Genomic DNA, 16,499 nt, shown 5'->3' with positions numbered 1-16,499 from the left:
ACTTTTGCTAATAAGATATCAATAAAAAGGATTTATTTTGATACAAAAACCAATTATTTCATATTTTTACGGTTTTTTTGCCGTTTGGTTTATAGCTACTATATTACTTTTTCTTTATGGTGGTTTTTTTGCTGTTTATCAAGGAACAATTCTTTCTGTTCTTGAATTATCTTTATCTTTTGATAATGCAGTTGTTAATGCAACTATTTTAGCAACAATGGCTCTTGTTTGGAGAAAAAGATTTTTAATTTGGGGTATGATTATTGCTGTATTTGGAGTAAGATTCGTATTTCCAATATTGATTGTATATTTTTCTACACCTATGGGATTTATAGATTCATTTAATCTTGCTGTTACAAATCCAGATGAATATGAAAGAATTATAGAGAGTTCTCACCACGTTATTATGTCTTTTGGTGGAATGTTTTTATTGATGTTATTTTTAAAATTTATTTTTGATGAGAATAAAGATTTACACTGGATAAAATCAATTGAAAATTTTGCTACAAAAATATCTAAAATAGGTGATGTAAAGATTTTATTTATTTTATTTTTAATGTTAGGAATTACATATATAGCACCAAATCAAGTTGTGATGGGCGATAATATGGTTAATGTAAATAAAATAGAAATTCTTGCACCTATGATTATTGGTGTGATTGCTTTTTATATGATAGAGTTTTTAAAAGGTTTTATTGAACATAGAAATGAAGAAGAATCAGATTCTAAAATAACTCAAGTAAGTGGTGGTTTTATATCTTTTATGTATCTTGAACTTATCGATATGAGTTTCTCTTTAGATGGAGTTTTAGGAGCATTTGCAATTACTCAAAATATAGTGATTATTATGTTAGGACTTGGTATTGGAGCTATGGCTGTTAGGTCTTTAACAATTTATATGGTTGAAAGAGATGTTGTATCAAAATATATCTATTTAGAACATGGTGCAATGTGGTCAATTGGACTTTTATCTTTATCAATGTTAGTTCAAATATTTCACCACTTACCACCAATGCTTGTAACAACTTTTGCTATTGTTCCAATAACTTTAGCATTTATTCATTCTATTTATAAAAATAAAGAGTTTATTTTAGATTCAAAAGAAAATGAGCAATAATCAAGCTCTTTTTCTTTTAAAGTAAATTACTGTCCCAAATAAAGATATAACTCCAAATAAAAACATTGGAGTTAAGTATGTTAGGGCAATAGAAAAACTAATATCTTTTAAAAATATCCCTTTTATCAATTCCAAATAATATTTTAAAGGTATAAAATCTGTAAATGGTTGCAACCATTGAGGCATATTTGATACTGGAGTTGCAAAACCTGAAAGTAAAAAAGATGGTAACATAACTACAAAACTTCCTAAAATTGCTTGTTGTTGAGTATTTGAAATTGATGATATAAAAAGTCCAATTCCTGACATAGAAAATAAAAAAACAGTTGCGCTTAAATATAATAACCAAATTGAGCCATTTAAAGGTACTCCAAAAAAATAGATTGCTACAAAAAGTATAAATGTTGATTCTAAAACACTTATAAATAAAGCAGGAAGAAGTTTTCCTAGTAAGATTTCAATAGAACTAAGAGGAGATACAAGTATTTGTTCAAAAGTTCCTAATTCTTTCTCTCTTGCTATTGATAATGAAGTTAAAAGCATAGCAACAACCATTGAAATTGAGGCAAATAATGATGGAACAATCCACCAAAAGTTTTCTAAATTTGGATTATAAAAATTTCTTGAAATAATATTTATTTTACTATTGAGTTGCTCTTTTTTATAATGATTTAAAATTATTTGGTTTAAATATCCCTCGACAATTTGAGAAGTATTTGAGCGTCTTCCATCAAAAATAACTTGAACTTTTGAACTTCCTTTTTCTAAATCTTTTGAAAAATCTGAGGGAATAACTATAAAAGCAATAACTTTTTGTCTATCTATTTCATATTTTCCATCTTCATAGCTTTTTACAATATTTAGAGATTTTATATAACTTGAACTTCCCAAATCTTTTATTAACTCTTTACTTTTATAACTATCATCTTGATTCAAAAGAGCTAAATTTATGTTTTTTACTTCAAGTGTTGCAGCAAAAGAGAATAGTATTACTTGAACAATTGGAGGAAGAACAACTACCATTAGACTTTTTTTATCATTTTTGATTGCTAGAAATTCTTTTTTTATTAAAGCAAATAGTCTTTCAAACATCATAAAGCCTTTTTTGATTTCTTTAAAACAAATGCAAAAAGTAAAGCTGATATTAAAATCATTACAAAAGCATCAAAAATAAAAATTTCATAAATATTTCCTGCCAAAAATATTGTTTGAAGTGATTCAACAAAATATCTAGCAGGAATTATTGAAGTTATATATTGTAGCCATTGTGGCATATTTCCTATTTCAAATAAAAAACCAGAAAGTATAAATGCAGGTAAAAATCCAACAATCAATGACATTTGTGCTGCAACAAATTGATTTTTTGCTAATGTAGAAATGAGTAAACCGATACTTAAAGATGAAAAAAGATAAATAGAACTTAATATTATTAAAATAAAAAAACTTCCCATAAATGGTATCTCATACCAAAAATATGCAACAATAAAACACAAAAGCATAGAAAACATTCCTAAAATAAAGTAAGGAATGAGTTTTCCTATAAGTATTTCACTCATAGTTGCAGGAGTTGCCATAAGTGCTTCCATAGTTCCTCTTTCCCATTCTCTTGCTATTACAAGTGCAGTCAAAAGTGTACCAATTAAAGTCATGATTATAGCAATAGAACCAGGAAGCAAAAAGTATCTACTTGAAAGAGGAGGGTTGAACCAATATCTTGATTCTAAAATGATATTTTCTTTATTATAAATATTATTTGCTTTTGCCCAAAGTTTTATCACTGCACTAATATAATTTTGAGCTAATCCTGCACCATTTGGTTCTGTTCCATCTGTAATTATTTGAATATTGTATTTAGAATTTTTACCAAAATCATTATTTAAAGTTAAAATGGCTTTTATTTTACTTTTTTGCATTTGTTCTAAATAGATATTTTTATCTTTACTTAAATCAACTTCGAAAAAGTTTGAACTAATAAATGAAGAAATTAATTTTTGAGATAATTCGCTATTACTTTTAGAAATAATAGCTATTGGAATTTTTCTAGCATCAAGAGATACTGCATAACCCATTAAAAATAGTAAAATCAAAGGTAAAATAAAAGCTATTAAAATAGAACTAGGATCTCTAAAAACTTGTAAACTCTCTTTATAAGTTAAAGCTTTTAATCTTTTTAAATTCATTTATAAATCTTCTTTATCATATTTTTTAACTAAAGTGATAAAAGCATCTTGCATAGATGCATTAGGTCCAACAAGAGCTTTTAATTCATCTGGTGTTCCACTAGCTATATTTTTACCTTTATAAATAAGCATTATCTTATCACAATACTCAGCTTCATCCATAAAATGAGTTGTTACCATGATTGAAACTCCTTTTTTAACCATTCCATTTATATGTGTCCAAAACTCTTTTCTAGTGATTGGATCAACTCCTGAAGTTGGTTCATCTAAAAATAAAACTTTCGGTTCATGCATAACAGAACATGCAAGTGAGAGTCTTTGTTTTATTCCTAAAGGTAAAGAATTTGCATTTAGATGTAAATAGTTTTTAAAATCAAAGATTTCTATCATCTCTTCTATTTTTTCTTCTCTTTTTTTGTTTTTTAGTCCATATATTCCTGAGAAAAAATCTAAATTATCTTTTATTTTTAAATTTCCATATAAAGAGAATTTTTGCGCCATATAACCAATAGAGTTTTTTATATTTGAATTTGATTTGTATAAATCTTCTCCTAATACTTTAGCTGTTCCAAAAGTAGGGGTTAATAAACCACAAAGCATTTTAAAAGTTGTAGATTTTCCTGCACCATTTGGACCTAGAAATCCAAATATTTCACCATTTCCTATCTCAAAATCTATATTATCAGTTGCAACGAAATTACCAAATTTTTTAGTTAAACTTTTTGCTTCTATCAATTTTAAACTACTTTTTTCAATATTTTTCATATTTTCTACAAGTTGTGAATGAGCTTTTGTTTTTATATTTAAAATATCAACAAAACAATCTTCAAATATTGGTTCAATTGCTTCTATTTTTACATCTTCTCCAAGTTTATAGATAAATTCTTTTGACAAAGTTGTATTCTTTTTTAGATTAATTCTTATTTTTGAACCAACTAAAACAGCATCTAAAATTTCATCTTGTTCCAAAATTTTTGTAAGAGTTTCTCTTTTTTGTAAAAATATTCCACTTATTAAAAAAACTCTATCTTTCATATTTTCTTTTAAATTTTGAGGAGTTCCTTGATAAAGGCAATTTCCTTCATTTAATAAAATTACTTCATCGCAATTTTGAGCCTCATCCAAATATGAAGTACTCCAAACAACTGCAATATCATCTTCTAAAAGTTTTTGTACAATTTCCCATAGTTCAATTCTAGAAATTGGATCAACTCCAACTCCTGGTTCATCAAGTAAAAGAAGTTTTGGTTTTTTTATTAAAGCACATGCAAGTCCTAGTTTTTGTTTCATTCCACCAGAAAGTTTTCCTGCTAATCTATCTTGAAATTTTTTTAAAGAAGTAAAAGTTAAAAGTTCATCAATTCTATTATTGGAATTTTCAATATTTTGTAAGTCACTATAAAGTTTTAAATTTTCATAAACAGTTAAATCTTCATATAAACCAAATTTTTGAGGCATATATCCAATTTGTTGTAAAAAATCGCTAGAAGTATTTGGCATATTATAATTTAAAACTTTTAGCTCACCAAAAGTAGGGGCTAATAAACCTGTAAGCATTCTAATTAAAGTTGTTTTTCCTGCTCCATCAGGTCCTACAATTCCCGTTATTTTTCCACTAAAAATAGAAAAGTTTATTTTTTTTATAGCATTTGTATTATCTGTAAAGGTTTTTTCTAAATTCGAAGCACTAATTATTTGCATTATTTTGCACTATTTTTAAAGTTACAGGCATACCTTGTCTTATCTTATCATCTGGATTTTTTACTATAACTCTAAAGCTATAAACTAAATCAGCTCTTAATTCCTGAGTTTCAATATTTTTAGGAGTAAATTCAGCTACTGGAGAAATAAATCCAATAGCTCCCTCATAATTTTCATCTCTCGAATCAGTTTGAATAGACATTTTCAAACCAGGTTTTATATTGCCTAGATTTTTTTCATCAATATATGCTCTTACCCAAAATTCATCAGTTTTTGCAATTTCTAAAATACTTTCACCAGCATTTGTAATAGCACCAATTTCTTTAAATCTTGTAAGAATAACTCCATCAACTGGAGCTTTTATAATTGAATCATTTAAATCAATTTTTAGCTTTTCAGCTTGAATTTCTAAAGATTTTAAATTTGATTCTTGAATTTTTATATCTTCATCTCTATAACCATTTTTTCTTAATTCATAAAGAGCTTTTGCTTTATCTAAAGTTGCTAAAGCTTGTTTATAATTTAGTTGAGAAATTGTAAAGTTTTCTTCAGAAGTTGATTTAGTTTTAAATAAATTTGCTTGTCTATTATAAGTATCTTTTGTTTTATTAAGATTTTCTATAGCTTCTTCCATTGCAGCTTTTGCTTCTAAAATCTCTTCTTGTCTATAACCTGTTTGTAACTTTGATAGTTCAAGTTTTGATGCAAAAATCTTTTCGTTCAACTCTTCTAGTGATTTTCCTAAACTAGCTGTATCAAGTTTTACTAAAATTTCGTCTTTTTTGACAATTTCACCTTCATCTTTTGTTATATTTTCAATTTTTCCTAAAAATCTAAATCCAACATTTACAGTTCTTGCATCAATATTTCCATAGAATGTGAGGTTATTTTCATTTTTTAAAAATATATTTGAGTAGATTTTATAAGAAATAAAACTTATCAGTAGAATAATGAGTGCAATAGTTAGTTTTTTCTTCACTTTATAATCCTTTTGAAGGATAGAAGTATTTAAATGTTTTTTTAAATATCTCTATTTTTTTACAATAACCATATTCAAAGATGATTTTTGTACAACTAAAGCTTTTGTATCTGGAACGACAGAAAGAGAATTTATACTTTTAATTTTATTTTTATAAATGTACATATCTTTTTCTAACTCTTCAATTCTTTTATTTAATTGTAAGATAATATCAACACCAGCTAAATTTACACCCAAATCTCTTGTTAAAGTTAAAACATATTTGATATGATCGATATCTTTTTGAGAATATAGTCTTATTTTACCATTTGTTCTTGAAGGCTTTATTAAACCTTCTCTTTCGTATTGTCTTAGAGTTTGAGGATGAATATTTAAAATCTCTGCAACAGCAGAGATTAAATAAACCGGTTCTATATAGCTATTTGTTTCCATAAAAAAACCTTTTATTTTTCAGGAAGCTTTGCTTCTAACATTTTTACCAATTCAGAATCTAAATCTTCAAGTTTTGGTAAAACAATATTAGCTTTTAAGTATAAATCGCCTCTTGTTCCAGTTTTTCTATTTAAAACACCAAGTTCTTTTACTCTAAATTTTTGATTTTGTTTTGTATTTTGTGGAACTTTTAATGTAATATCTTTATGAATTGTTTTTATCTCAATTTTTCCACCAAATAAAGCTGTTTTTAAAGGAACATCAAAATATTTTGTTAAAGTATCACCTTCTCTTGTATATTCAGGACTTTTTGCAACATTAATTTTTAAAATTAAATCACCTTTTTGTCCTTGATAAGATTTTCCTTTTCCTTTTGCTCTAATTTTTTGTCCATCTTCAATTCCTTCTGGAATTTTTACATCAAATGAATCGCTGTTTAATGAGATGTGTTGTTTTCCACCAAGGATTGAAACATCAAAAGGAATATTTATTTGAGCATTAGTATCTAAGTCAGGTTCACTAAACCCTCCAAATCCACCGAATCCTCCTCTTGAAAATCCTGAACTTCCAAATCCACCAGATTGACCAAACATTTGTCTTAGAATTTCATCTAAATCAACATTTGAACCTTGTGATCTTGCAAAATCTTGGAAATGTTGACCTCCAAACATTGAATCACCATATTGGTCATATTGTTGTTTTTTCTCTGGATTACTTAAAACTTCATAAGCTGCGTTGATTTCTTTAAATTTGTCTTCTGCTCCTGCTTCTTTATTTACGTCAGGATGATATTTTCTTGCTAGTTTTCTATAAGCTTTTTTTATCTCTTCAGCACTAGCATTTTCATTTACTTCTAATGTTTCATATAAACTTTTTGCCATTTTATTATCCTATAATTATTATATAAATATTTAATTTTTAAAGGATAATTATATCAAAAGGTTGAGTCAATGTCAATCAACTATTGTTTGGTAAAAGAATTTTAAAGTGAGCACCTTCATAATTTCTCTGATTATAAGTAAATCTTTCATTTGATGCGATAATTTCGCCTTTCATGCTAGATTTTATAATTTTTCGAGTCATATAAAGACCAAGTCCAGTTCCTTGAAATTTGTGTTTTGTTGTGAAATAAGGTTCAAAAATCTTATCAATGATATCTTTATTTATTCCACCTGCATTATCAGATATAGAAATTTCAATATTATTTAGTAATTGTTTTGTAGAAATTTTTATTAATCTAAGTTCATCTATACTTTTAGTTGAATTTAGTGCATCTTTTGCATTATGCAAGATATTTATTAGAGCTTGACTAAATTCATTTGAAAAATTGTATATATAAATTTCATCATCTAAATCTAGTTCAATTTTTATTTTATTTTCATTTAAAATAGTTTCAATTAGTGAAATATTATTTTTTATATTTTGACTTAAATTAAATAGTGATTTTTCTTTGTCTTCTTTTAAGAAATCTGTAAAAACATCAATTGTATTTGATAAATGTTCAGTTGTATCTGAGATTAATTTCAAAGCATCAAGTAAGATGTCATCTGTTAATAAATTCATCTCTTTTTTTAGTTTAGCATTTGTTGCTGCAATAGAAATAATATTTAAAGGCTGTCTCCATTGATGTGCAATATTTCCTATCATTTCACCCATTGCAGCAAGTTTTGATTGTTCTGCAAGTAGATTTTCTTTTCTTTTTATTTCACTTATATCAATAATAGTTAATATTTTGAAAATTTGAGAATTTAAAGGAGTATCTTTTATGTTTATTAGAGCTTTAAAAGAGCTTTTGTCTTCTCTAATAATAGTTGTTTCAATTGGTTTTTCATTGATTTCTTCTAAAATCTTTTTGTTATAAATTAATTCTTCGAAGTGTTTACCAACTAAATCATTTTTTGAGCTATACTTGAAAAGATCAATAGCAATTTTATTACAATCAGCTACTTTATCATCTTTGAATAGAATTATAGCTTCCATTGTAGTATCAAATAAAAGTTTTAATTCTTCATTTTTTTCTTCAACTTTTTCTTTTACTTCTTTTAGTTTAAAATTTATTTCAGATAAAATAGTAACATCATAAATATAGATAATTACTAATTCACTTTCTGAATCTAAAGGAGTAATTGTAATACTTTGTTGCATATTATTAAAAACTTTATCTGCAACTTTTCCTAATTCAATATTTATAAGAAATTCACTCATCTGTGGAGTATAAAAAGTAGAAGAGTTTAGTTTTAAAGCTGTTGTGATTTTTCTTTTTAATTTTTTGTGATCAATATTTGGATAAAAATCTATTAAATTTTGATTTTTTATATCTGAAGCTGCAACTCCGGTTCTAATTTCTAACCATTTATTCCAAAATAGAACTTCTAAATTCTTATTTATAAGAATAATACCATTGTCTACAGTGTTGCAAATTATATCAAATTTATTAGAGTCTAATTTCAAAGTTCATCCAATATCTTTTTTAATTTTTCTTTTATGTATAAAATCGAATTATCAGTTGTAAGGATAAATAATTCTGCAGAAATATTTAAATCATCAAAATTCAATTGAGTTGAAATTATTATTATTTTTTCATATTTAGTAATAAATAAATTATTTAATTGATTTATTGAAGTTAAATTATTTATTGTTGGAGCAGAAAAAGAAACATCAGTATTTATATCTTCAGCTAATTTGCTAATAGTTGAAGAAGATAAAATATTTGTAATTTCCAAAACAATGTCTGATATCTCTTCATCATTTATTTCATCTTCTTCTAATCCAAATTTATAAGCAATATTCTTTGCTGATTTTTTATCTATTACAAACATATTTTCACCGTTGATTGTGCCATTTATTTGTTGTAAAGATATTAAATGCTCTTCTTCCAAATTCAATTCTTTTGATAAATAAGATTGAAATTCATTTGCATTTATTATTTGAATTTTTGGTATTGATAGTTTTGCAAAAGCATCTAAAATTTCCGTAATTGCAGCTGTTGCACTACCATAAGCAACATTCATAAGCTCTTGTAAACAGTCTTTTTCATCTTCTGTTAAATATATTTTATTTTCCATCATCCTACTTCATCTATTTTTTCTAAAATTTGTTGCATTTTTAATGTATCAATAGGTTTTTTAATAAAATTAAAAGCGCCAAGTTCTCTTACTCTATCCATAGAAAGTTTTTGAATATCTGCTGAAATAATTACCACTTTTGCATTTTCATCAAACTCTTTTATTTTTTCAAGAGCCTCAAATCCATCCATTATTGGCATTGTTAGATCAAGAAAAACAATTTTAGGAGAAATCTTTTTATATAAATCAAGTGCTTCTTGTCCATTTTGTGCTTCATAAATTTCTAAATCTTTTATAGTAGATTCTTCTAAAGTTCTGATAACCATTTTTCTTGCCATTTTAGAATCATCTGTAACTAAAATCTTCATTCAAATATTTCCTAATTTTTAATTATAGTGTTATATTCTAGCCAAATTTTAATAAAAATTACTTTTTTTTAATAAGTAATATAATAATATAATTATAAAAAAGGCTAATAAGATATGTTTTCCAAAGATGAATGGACGCAAGAAGAGTTATTTAAAAATAAAAAAATATTAAAAAAAGAGGGGATAAAAGTTGTAGTTATTGATACAATTTTAAAACCTCTTGAAACTATTGAAACGATAACTTATAATCCTTATGAAATGAACAATTATCCTAAAAATACAGTTTTTGTTTTTTATTGTGACACAGGGAAAACAACAAAAGAGAGAATAGGGTATTATAAAAAAAAGTTTCCAAATTATAAATGTGTAAGTTTAAAAGGTGGACGAGCATATTTTAGACCAAATTTTCAATTAAGTGATGATGAATGAAAGAGTTTGATTATGTAGTTATTGGTGCTGGAATTGCAGGTTGTTCGATAGTTCATTTTTTGAAGAAATACTCAAATTCAATTTTACTTATAGATAAAAATGAGGATGTAGCTTATGGAGCAAGTGGAGCTGCTGGTGCATTTTTATCTCCACTTTTAGGAAAACCTAATGATTTCAAAGATTTAGTGACAAAAGCTTTAAATTTTTCTATAGATTATTACAAAAACAATTTTAGTGAAGAGTTACAAAATTTTGGAACTTGTAGAATTCCAAAAAATGAAGAAGATGAAAAAAAATTTCAAAGTTATATTCCTTATATGGATTTTGAGTTTGAAAAGTTTGAAAGTGGATATTTTTTCCCTATAGGAAGTGTTATAAATCCTTATGGAATTTGTAAAAAATTGACAAATAATATAGAAAAACTTTTTAACTATGAAGTAAAAAAAATAGAACAAATTGAAAAAGATTGGTTTATAAATGATGAAATAAAAGCAAAAAATCTTTTTTTAGCAACAGGTGCAGATATCTCTTTAGTAAATGAAAATTACTTTGATATAAGAGCAGTTTGGGGACAAAAAATTGATGTTTTAACTTCTACGAAAGTAGAAATAAATTATCATAAAGAGTGTTCTTTATCTAAAAGTAAAAAACTTGAAAATGGTAAATATTTAGTTTCAATTGGTGCAACGCACAATAGATTTACGCAAGATATGAGTGAAACAAGTTATAATTTAAAATTAGCAAATATAAATAAATTAGAACACAATATAAAAACTAAAGAAATTATAGAATCTGATATTGAAAAACTGTTAAAAAAAGCAAATGATATAAAAATATTGGAAAATGTTGAAGTTGTAGATGTTAAGATTGGTGCAAGAGCTTCAAGTATTGATTATTTTCCAATGGTTGGAAGACTTGTAGATTCTAAAAATAGTATAAAAAAATATCCTCATATAAAAAATGGAACACATATAAAAGATGAAAATTTAATCATGCTTGAAAATCTCTACACTTTAAATGGTGTTGGAGGAAGAGGGTTTGTTTTATCTTTATATCTTGCAAATTGTTTGGTTGAAAATGTAGTAAATCAAAAAAGTTTAGATAAAAATATTACAAATTATAGGCTATTTTCAAGATGGGCAAAAAAACAAAAGGAAAACATATGAAAAATACATTGAAAGTTATATTTTTAGGGATAGTTGGTTTTGCATTATTAGTGTATTTAACTTTACCAGAAAATAAAATAAGTAAAAATAAAAATTTGACAATAGATTCTATACCACAATATTTTGATATTGTTGGAAATAAATCTTATTCAAAAATTGATACATTATTTAAGCTTGGAGAAGAAAAATATATTGTAGTTTTAAATCACGATTCTTTGATTGTATTTAAGGATTTATACAAAAAAGTTGATAAAAATAATATCGTTTTAGTTGCGAATATATCTGAAGCTCCTTGGCTTATTAAAAAAATTGCAGTTGATGATGAATTGGAAAAAATGTATAAAGACTCTAAAATACCTTTGATAAATGATTCTAATGGAAGTTTTATTAATTCCTTTGGATTAAATGATAATAAACAAAACAGATATTTTGTTTATAAGCTTTTAGCTAATGGAACTATTGAAAAAATATTTCAAGGTGATGTGAAAGAAAATGCTATGCAAAATGGTATAAATGAGGATGAAATAGAAAAAAGTTTAAATGAAATTATTAAAGTTATTAAATAAATAATATCTGATAGTGGTACCGCTAGTCGGACTCGAACCGACACACCAAAGGCGAGGGATTTTGAATCCCTTGTGTCTACCAATTTCACCATAGCGGCACATGATTTTAGAGAAAAAAAAGTAAGTTCATCTGTAGCAGATGAACTTACTTTTTAAAAGAAATTATTTAGCTACTGCTTCTTTTAAAGCTTTTCCAACTTTAAATTTAGCAACAGTTGTAGCAGGAACATCTACAGTTTTAGTTGTACCTGGAACTTTTGCTGTTCTAGCTGCTCTAGCAGCTGTTGCGAATGTACCAAATCCGATAAAGCTTACAGATTCTTTTTTTACTAATGCTTCAGTAATAGTATCTAATACAGCATCAACTGCACCTTTTGCATCTTTTTTAGATAAACCAGCTTTTGCAGCTACTGCATCGATAAACTCTGCTTTGTTCATTGGAGAACTCCTTGTATAAAATTAAATCGAGAAAACTTTATAGTATTTAAGCTTTGAAATAGCTAAAAGTTCGGGCTTTAGCAAATAAATTTTTTATCTTTTCTGTATCTTTTTTATTCAAAAGAACTTTTTATACTTAAAAGTCTACAAGAGTTTTCAAGAATAGCTATTTTTTTAACTAATTCATAAACATCTCTATCATATACGTAAGTTCCTACACCTTTTATAACCATCAAATTATGTTCTGATTCTTTTAAATATTTTGTAATTTCAAGAGCATTTCTTTTATACCAAGTTGAAAAATCACCTGGATTATAAATAGAAATTTCTCCAAAAAAAGTTTTCCCAAAAAAATCTTCAAAAATTATCTTATCATGAACTAAAGTATATGCAGTAGTGTAGATTGGCATACCAAAAGCTATATATTTTGCTTCATGAATATTTGTATATATTGTAGAATGAATATGAGATTCCATACTTGCAATATTCCATCTATAATCTTGTTTATTCATATTTAAAGTACAAAAAGATTTTTCATCCATTTTATCAAATATAGCATCACTTGTGTTTATCATAAAGTTATATTGATCAAGTTTAGAAGAAATTGCACCATGATAGATACCAAAAAAGTTTTTACTAAACATAGAAAATGATAAATCTGAAAGTAGTTTTATAGTGTCTTTATCTACCATTAAAAGCCTTTGAATATATTTTTGGATATTATATATTAATTTAATTAAGGACAGTTTTAATGGATATTCCTCATATACCTGTTTTATATAATGAAGTTTTAGAAACTTTTAAAGATATAAATGAAGGTTATATAATAGATTGCACTACTGGATTTGCTGGTCATAGCAGTGGTTTATTAAATCAAAATCAAAATATAAAATTAATTTGTAATGATCAAGATGATGAAGCTTTAGCTTTTAGTAAAAAAAGACTCGAAAATTTTGAAAATAGGGTGACTTTCAATAAAGGGAATTTTGAACATGTTATTGAAACTTTTAAAAATTATAACATTAAGGGGATTTTAGCTGATATTGGAGTTTCTTCTTTACAACTTGATAAACAAGAACGTGGTTTTAGTTTTGAAAGTGATACTTTAGATATGAGAATGAATCAAAATCAAAGTTTAGACGCTGCAACTGTTGTAAATACATATTCTCAAACGGAATTAGAAAGAATTTTAAAAGATTTTGGAGAAGTTAGAGAGTATAAAAAAGTTGCTTCTTTGATAGTAAACAATAGACCATTTTATAGTGCAAAAGAGCTAAGTGAACTATTGATAAAAAAAATGCCAAAAGGAAAAATAAATCCAGCAACTTTACCATTTCAAGGAATTAGAATTGAAGTAAATGATGAGTTGGGAGTTTTAGAACGCCTTTTTGATTCTTTAGAAAATGCAAAATTCAAAAATTGTATAGTTGCAATTATCTCTTTTCATTCTTTAGAAGACAGAATTGTAAAAAACTATTTTAAAAAATGGAGCAAATCTTGTATTTGTCCTGACAATGTTTTTAGATGTGAATGTGGAAATAATCATGCTTTAGGAAAAATTATTACAAAAAAGCCTATAATTCCAACTGCTTTAGAGATTAAACAAAATCCTAGAAGCAGAAGTTCTAAATTAAGGATTTTTAAATTTGATTAAATTAAATTCACAAAGTTCACTAGCTATTGTATTTGCTATATTATTTTTTGCATTGTGTTTGTATTTTCCAAAAATATATTTAAGAAATAATATTTATTATACGAGTAAAGATATAAATAAATTATATGCACATTATATATCTTTACAGGAAGAAAATACTTTTTTATCGCAACAACTTGAAGATATGAAGTTTAAAAATCAAATTATTGATTCTTTATTATTTAATCCTTTACAACAAATAGAACAAAGCAAAGATTTACAAGAAGATTAAGCTTTAGATAAAATCTAAAGCTTATAATATAACTATTCCTAAAACTTTATTTAAAATATTACTAGTCTCATCAAAACCTTCTAACTCTTTTCCTGGTTCTAGGGTTGTAATAGTTGCTTTTCCAATAATATGTCTAAATTCTTTATTATTTTTATCTTTTAATCTTACACTCCAAACATTATGAGCAACCATTGGTTCATCATTTTTTATTCCAACATAGAGCATAATATGACCTTTTAGATAAACTAGTGTTGAAAAAGGGACAGCTTCTTTTTTTATAAACTCTTTTTTCTCATCTAAAGTTAGTTTTGAAATATCAATATATTTTCCATTTGCTGTTTGTGCTTTGGAGTTTCTTTGTAAATATGAACCAAAAGGAGTAAAAAAATCTTGAGTAAAACTAGAACAATCTCTATTATTTAGTAATCCACCCCAACCATAAGGTTCATTTAAAAGTTCGTTTAATATTTTTACTCTATTTTCTGTATTATAAAGTACTGGCATAGCTTCAATTTCATTTGAATTTAGTTGTATGTGTGAAATTATTGCATTTGCATTATCATCTTTTTTAGCAATTAGATAGTTGTCTTTTTCTTTGGGAAATATTGTTCCAACTTTTATATATTCTCTAAAAATTGAATCATACATTGGAAATTTTTCTTTTACACTCACAAAGTAGTTTGAATTTTTAAATTGTTTTATGAAATTTTCATCAACAAATGCTATATTATCTATTTCAACCCATCCTCCAACACTACTTGATTCTATATATGCCCAAGCTTTATCTTTTGACAAATGAGAAATTATAATTGGAGTATTTATTTTGATTAAAGAATTTTGATTATAGTCAAAGGGAAATCCTTCTCCTGGAAGTAGTGGATTATAAAACATTGGAGAATTTGTTGGAAGAACTCTTATATTTGTATTTTTTAAAGTTATTGCTTTTTTCGGTACTACATTATATTCATCAAAATTTGAGTTTTGTATTTGTTTGTCAAACCACTCTTTTGTAGCTAGTTGATGGTTTTCTAAATATACTTTTTTAAATCTATATGATTGTCCCCACATAGCTTCTATTTTAGGATATGAAACTTTTGTTAAATCCCAAGGTTTAAAATATTTAGTAAAATAATCTTTTGTTGCTTGCTCTTGATTTATAAAATTATCATTTGCTTTTTTTGAAAATTCTGTTAAGTCATTTTCTTTTACTTCAATGATTGCTACATCTTTTGTAGTACATGCTGTAAATAAAATTGTACTAAATATTGTTATAAATAGATATTTAAATAAATTATTCATTTTTATCCTTTTTTATTTTGAGAGATTGTATCATATTTTTAATTTAGTAATTTATAGATATAGTACAGAAAAGTATAGGAAATAGGGTGTTTAAAATTTCAGTAAATAAAGATTTGTTTTCTAACATATTATTAAAAAAATTATGTATTATAGAAAAAGAGAGCTCTAATTATTGGAAAAAAGAGTTATTTGAACCAATTATTATTGAAAATGAATTAATTTATAAAATAAAACAAATCAATAAACTATTAATAACAAATGGTTTAGGAGAAGAAAAACCTCAAATTGTTATTGAATGTTTGAAAATAGATTTTGTAGAGCAAAAAAATGTTTTTGAGTTTCATCTTGGAAAAATTTTGGAACAAAAAAATATATATGAAGTAAAAATTGAAGATGAAAAAGATATTCTGATAAAAAAACTTTTAGATGAAAAAAAAGAGTTATTAAACATTCTGAATGATATAAAAAAAAGTAAAATTTTGGATAACTAGAGAAAAGTTCTCTAGTTAAAAACTATTTGATGATTAAATCAGCAAGTTCATTCATTGTAGCTTCAGACATATCTTTTACTTGAGGAAGCATCAAAGCTTTTTGTGCTCCACCATATGTTCCATTTTGATATCCTTTTAAAGATGCAACAAAATCTGCTTTTGTCATATCTTTAATAATTTTAGATTTACCTAAAGCAACTTTTTCCCCATTTGCTCCATGACATATAACACAATTTGCGTAAGGATTCGCAAATCCAAAACAGGCAGTTAAAACAGTAGTTGCAATAATAATTTTTTTCATACTAAATCCTTCTTCTATAAGATAGATTCATTATACAAAAAT

20 protein-coding genes and 1 tRNA gene are annotated in these 16,499 nt (G+C 25.5%); 7 read left to right on the top strand and 14 right to left on the bottom strand.

Features of this window, described 5'->3' with window-relative positions; translation table 11 throughout:
• Window positions 1-37 precede the first annotated feature (37 nt).
• Complete coding sequence (locus B0175_RS09130) at window positions 38-1,117, top strand: DUF475 domain-containing protein (protein WP_004509588.1); 1,080 nt, start codon at window positions 38-40, stop codon at window positions 1,115-1,117.
• On the opposite strand, the gene B0175_RS09125 is transcribed toward B0175_RS09130, so the two are convergent.
• The 9 genes from B0175_RS09125 to B0175_RS09085 all read right to left on the bottom strand — a co-directional run bounded on the left by B0175_RS09125 (window position 1,118) and on the right by B0175_RS09085 (window position 9,842).
• Window positions 1,118-2,209, bottom strand: coding sequence for an ABC-2 transporter permease (locus tag B0175_RS09125; protein ID WP_108528278.1), 1,092 nt, complete (start codon window positions 2,207-2,209; stop codon window positions 1,118-1,120). It lies immediately after the preceding gene.
• A complete protein-coding gene (locus B0175_RS09120; protein WP_108528277.1) occupies window positions 2,209-3,297 on the bottom strand; it encodes an ABC transporter permease in 1,089 nt (362 codons plus the stop codon). The genes B0175_RS09125 and B0175_RS09120 overlap by 1 nt, the downstream gene beginning before the upstream one ends.
• Window positions 3,298-4,998 carry an ATP-binding cassette domain-containing protein gene (locus tag B0175_RS09115; RefSeq protein WP_108528276.1) on the bottom strand — a complete coding sequence of 567 codons (1,701 nt, stop codon included), beginning with the start codon at window positions 4,996-4,998 and terminating at the stop codon, window positions 3,298-3,300. It abuts the gene before it with no gap.
• Complete coding sequence (locus tag B0175_RS09110; protein ID WP_108528275.1) at window positions 4,985-5,977, bottom strand: efflux RND transporter periplasmic adaptor subunit; 993 nt, start codon at window positions 5,975-5,977, stop codon at window positions 4,985-4,987. The genes B0175_RS09115 and B0175_RS09110 overlap by 14 nt, the downstream gene beginning before the upstream one ends.
• 51 nt (window positions 5,978-6,028) lie before the next feature.
• A complete protein-coding gene (locus tag B0175_RS09105; RefSeq protein ID WP_108528274.1) occupies window positions 6,029-6,409 on the bottom strand; it encodes a heat shock protein transcriptional repressor HspR in 381 nt (126 codons plus the stop codon).
• A gap of 11 nt (window positions 6,410-6,420) precedes the next feature.
• Window positions 6,421-7,290 (bottom strand): DnaJ C-terminal domain-containing protein, encoded by an 870-nt coding sequence (locus tag B0175_RS09100; RefSeq protein WP_108528273.1) that lies wholly within the window; start codon window positions 7,288-7,290, stop codon window positions 6,421-6,423.
• 76 nt (window positions 7,291-7,366) lie between these two features.
• Window positions 7,367-8,860: a sensor histidine kinase gene (locus B0175_RS09095; protein WP_108528272.1), complete on the bottom strand. Its 1,494-nt coding sequence runs from the start codon at window positions 8,858-8,860 to the stop codon at window positions 7,367-7,369.
• Window positions 8,857-9,474, bottom strand: coding sequence for a chemotaxis protein CheX (locus B0175_RS09090; RefSeq protein ID WP_108528271.1), 618 nt, complete (start codon window positions 9,472-9,474; stop codon window positions 8,857-8,859). Before B0175_RS09090 ends, B0175_RS09095 begins: the two co-directional genes overlap by 4 nt.
• Entirely contained in the window at window positions 9,474-9,842 is a 369-nt protein-coding gene (locus B0175_RS09085; protein ID WP_108528270.1) for a response regulator, read from the bottom strand. The genes B0175_RS09090 and B0175_RS09085 overlap by 1 nt, the downstream gene beginning before the upstream one ends.
• A gap of 114 nt (window positions 9,843-9,956) precedes the next feature.
• On the opposite strand from B0175_RS09085, the gene B0175_RS09080 reads away from it, so the two are divergent.
• Genes B0175_RS09080 through B0175_RS09070 form a run of 3 tightly spaced genes read left to right on the top strand, consistent with a single transcriptional unit; the run spans window position 9,957 to window position 12,003 of the window.
• Window positions 9,957-10,271 (top strand): type 1 periplasmic-binding domain-containing protein, encoded by a 315-nt coding sequence (locus tag B0175_RS09080; RefSeq protein ID WP_108528269.1) that lies wholly within the window; start codon window positions 9,957-9,959, stop codon window positions 10,269-10,271.
• On the top strand, window positions 10,268-11,437 hold the full coding sequence (locus B0175_RS09075; protein ID WP_108528268.1) for an FAD-dependent oxidoreductase: 1,170 nt from the start codon (window positions 10,268-10,270) through the stop codon (window positions 11,435-11,437). The genes B0175_RS09080 and B0175_RS09075 overlap by 4 nt, the downstream gene beginning before the upstream one ends.
• The gene (locus B0175_RS09070; protein ID WP_108528267.1) at window positions 11,434-12,003 is read left to right on the top strand and encodes a hypothetical protein; all 570 of its coding nucleotides are present in this window, start codon (window positions 11,434-11,436) and stop codon (window positions 12,001-12,003) included. Before B0175_RS09075 ends, B0175_RS09070 begins: the two co-directional genes overlap by 4 nt.
• 14 nt (window positions 12,004-12,017) lie before the next feature.
• Here B0175_RS09070 and B0175_RS09065 read toward each other — a convergent pair.
• The 3 genes from B0175_RS09065 to B0175_RS09055 form a co-directional block, all read right to left on the bottom strand.
• Window positions 12,018-12,101 (bottom strand) — tRNA-Leu (locus B0175_RS09065).
• A 64-nt stretch (window positions 12,102-12,165) separates the two neighbouring features.
• On the bottom strand, window positions 12,166-12,441 hold the full coding sequence (locus B0175_RS09060) for an HU family DNA-binding protein (protein ID WP_004509568.1): 276 nt from the start codon (window positions 12,439-12,441) through the stop codon (window positions 12,166-12,168).
• A 113-nt stretch (window positions 12,442-12,554) separates the two neighbouring features.
• Window positions 12,555-13,133 (bottom strand): class II aldolase and adducin N-terminal domain-containing protein, encoded by a 579-nt coding sequence (locus tag B0175_RS09055; RefSeq protein ID WP_108528266.1) that lies wholly within the window; start codon window positions 13,131-13,133, stop codon window positions 12,555-12,557.
• A gap of 59 nt (window positions 13,134-13,192) precedes the next feature.
• On the opposite strand from B0175_RS09055, the gene rsmH reads away from it, so the two are divergent.
• Together rsmH and B0175_RS09045 are read left to right on the top strand one after the other, a co-directional pair.
• A complete protein-coding gene (rsmH, locus tag B0175_RS09050; protein ID WP_108528265.1) occupies window positions 13,193-14,095 on the top strand; it encodes a 16S rRNA (cytosine(1402)-N(4))-methyltransferase RsmH in 903 nt (300 codons plus the stop codon).
• Entirely contained in the window at window positions 14,088-14,366 is a 279-nt protein-coding gene (locus tag B0175_RS09045; protein WP_108528264.1) for a hypothetical protein, read from the top strand. Before rsmH ends, B0175_RS09045 begins: the two co-directional genes overlap by 8 nt.
• A gap of 21 nt (window positions 14,367-14,387) precedes the next feature.
• Here B0175_RS09045 and B0175_RS09040 read toward each other — a convergent pair whose 3' ends face one another.
• Window positions 14,388-15,665, bottom strand: coding sequence for a C40 family peptidase (locus tag B0175_RS09040; protein WP_108528263.1), 1,278 nt, complete (start codon window positions 15,663-15,665; stop codon window positions 14,388-14,390).
• Between the two features lie 86 nt (window positions 15,666-15,751).
• Between B0175_RS09040 and B0175_RS09035 the strand changes: the two genes are divergently transcribed.
• On the top strand, window positions 15,752-16,156 hold the full coding sequence (locus B0175_RS09035; protein WP_108528262.1) for a hypothetical protein: 405 nt from the start codon (window positions 15,752-15,754) through the stop codon (window positions 16,154-16,156).
• 22 nt (window positions 16,157-16,178) lie between these two features.
• On the opposite strand, the gene B0175_RS09030 is transcribed toward B0175_RS09035, so the two are convergent.
• Window positions 16,179-16,457 (bottom strand): c-type cytochrome, encoded by a 279-nt coding sequence (locus B0175_RS09030; protein ID WP_108528261.1) that lies wholly within the window; start codon window positions 16,455-16,457, stop codon window positions 16,179-16,181.
• Window positions 16,458-16,499: the final 42 nt, after the last annotated feature.

The sequence above is a fragment of the Arcobacter lacus genome (assembly GCF_003063295.1).
Taxonomy (GTDB): domain Bacteria; phylum Campylobacterota; class Campylobacteria; order Campylobacterales; family Arcobacteraceae; genus Aliarcobacter; species Aliarcobacter lacus.
This window is presented reverse-complemented; position numbering and strand designations above follow the sequence as displayed.

What these genes read in the sequence shown, in the direction of transcription:
- B0175_RS09125 (WP_108528278.1), bottom strand. Translation starts at nt 2,209, where the DNA reads ATGTTTGAAAGACTATTTGCTTTAATAAAAAAAGAATTTCTAGCAATC.
- B0175_RS09120 (WP_108528277.1), bottom strand. Translation starts at nt 3,297, where the DNA reads ATGAATTTAAAAAGATTAAAAGCTTTAACTTATAAAGAGAGTTTACAA.
- B0175_RS09115 (WP_108528276.1), bottom strand. Translation starts at nt 4,998, where the DNA reads ATGCAAATAATTAGTGCTTCGAATTTAGAAAAAACCTTTACAGATAAT.
- B0175_RS09105 (WP_108528274.1), bottom strand. Translation starts at nt 6,409, where the DNA reads ATGGAAACAAATAGCTATATAGAACCGGTTTATTTAATCTCTGCTGTT.
- B0175_RS09100 (WP_108528273.1), bottom strand. Translation starts at nt 7,290, where the DNA reads ATGGCAAAAAGTTTATATGAAACATTAGAAGTAAATGAAAATGCTAGT.
- B0175_RS09090 (WP_108528271.1), bottom strand. Translation starts at nt 9,474, where the DNA reads ATGGAAAATAAAATATATTTAACAGAAGATGAAAAAGACTGTTTACAA.
- B0175_RS09085 (WP_108528270.1), bottom strand. Translation starts at nt 9,842, where the DNA reads ATGAAGATTTTAGTTACAGATGATTCTAAAATGGCAAGAAAAATGGTT.
- B0175_RS09080 (WP_108528269.1), top strand. Translation starts at nt 9,957, where the DNA reads ATGTTTTCCAAAGATGAATGGACGCAAGAAGAGTTATTTAAAAATAAA.
- B0175_RS09075 (WP_108528268.1), top strand. Translation starts at nt 10,268, where the DNA reads ATGAAAGAGTTTGATTATGTAGTTATTGGTGCTGGAATTGCAGGTTGT.
- B0175_RS09070 (WP_108528267.1), top strand. Translation starts at nt 11,434, where the DNA reads ATGAAAAATACATTGAAAGTTATATTTTTAGGGATAGTTGGTTTTGCA.
- B0175_RS09060 (WP_004509568.1), bottom strand. Translation starts at nt 12,441, where the DNA reads ATGAACAAAGCAGAGTTTATCGATGCAGTAGCTGCAAAAGCTGGTTTA.
- B0175_RS09055 (WP_108528266.1), bottom strand. Translation starts at nt 13,133, where the DNA reads ATGGTAGATAAAGACACTATAAAACTACTTTCAGATTTATCATTTTCT.
- rsmH (WP_108528265.1), top strand. Translation starts at nt 13,193, where the DNA reads ATGGATATTCCTCATATACCTGTTTTATATAATGAAGTTTTAGAAACT.
- B0175_RS09040 (WP_108528263.1), bottom strand. Translation starts at nt 15,665, where the DNA reads ATGAATAATTTATTTAAATATCTATTTATAACAATATTTAGTACAATT.
- B0175_RS09030 (WP_108528261.1), bottom strand. Translation starts at nt 16,457, where the DNA reads ATGAAAAAAATTATTATTGCAACTACTGTTTTAACTGCCTGTTTTGGA.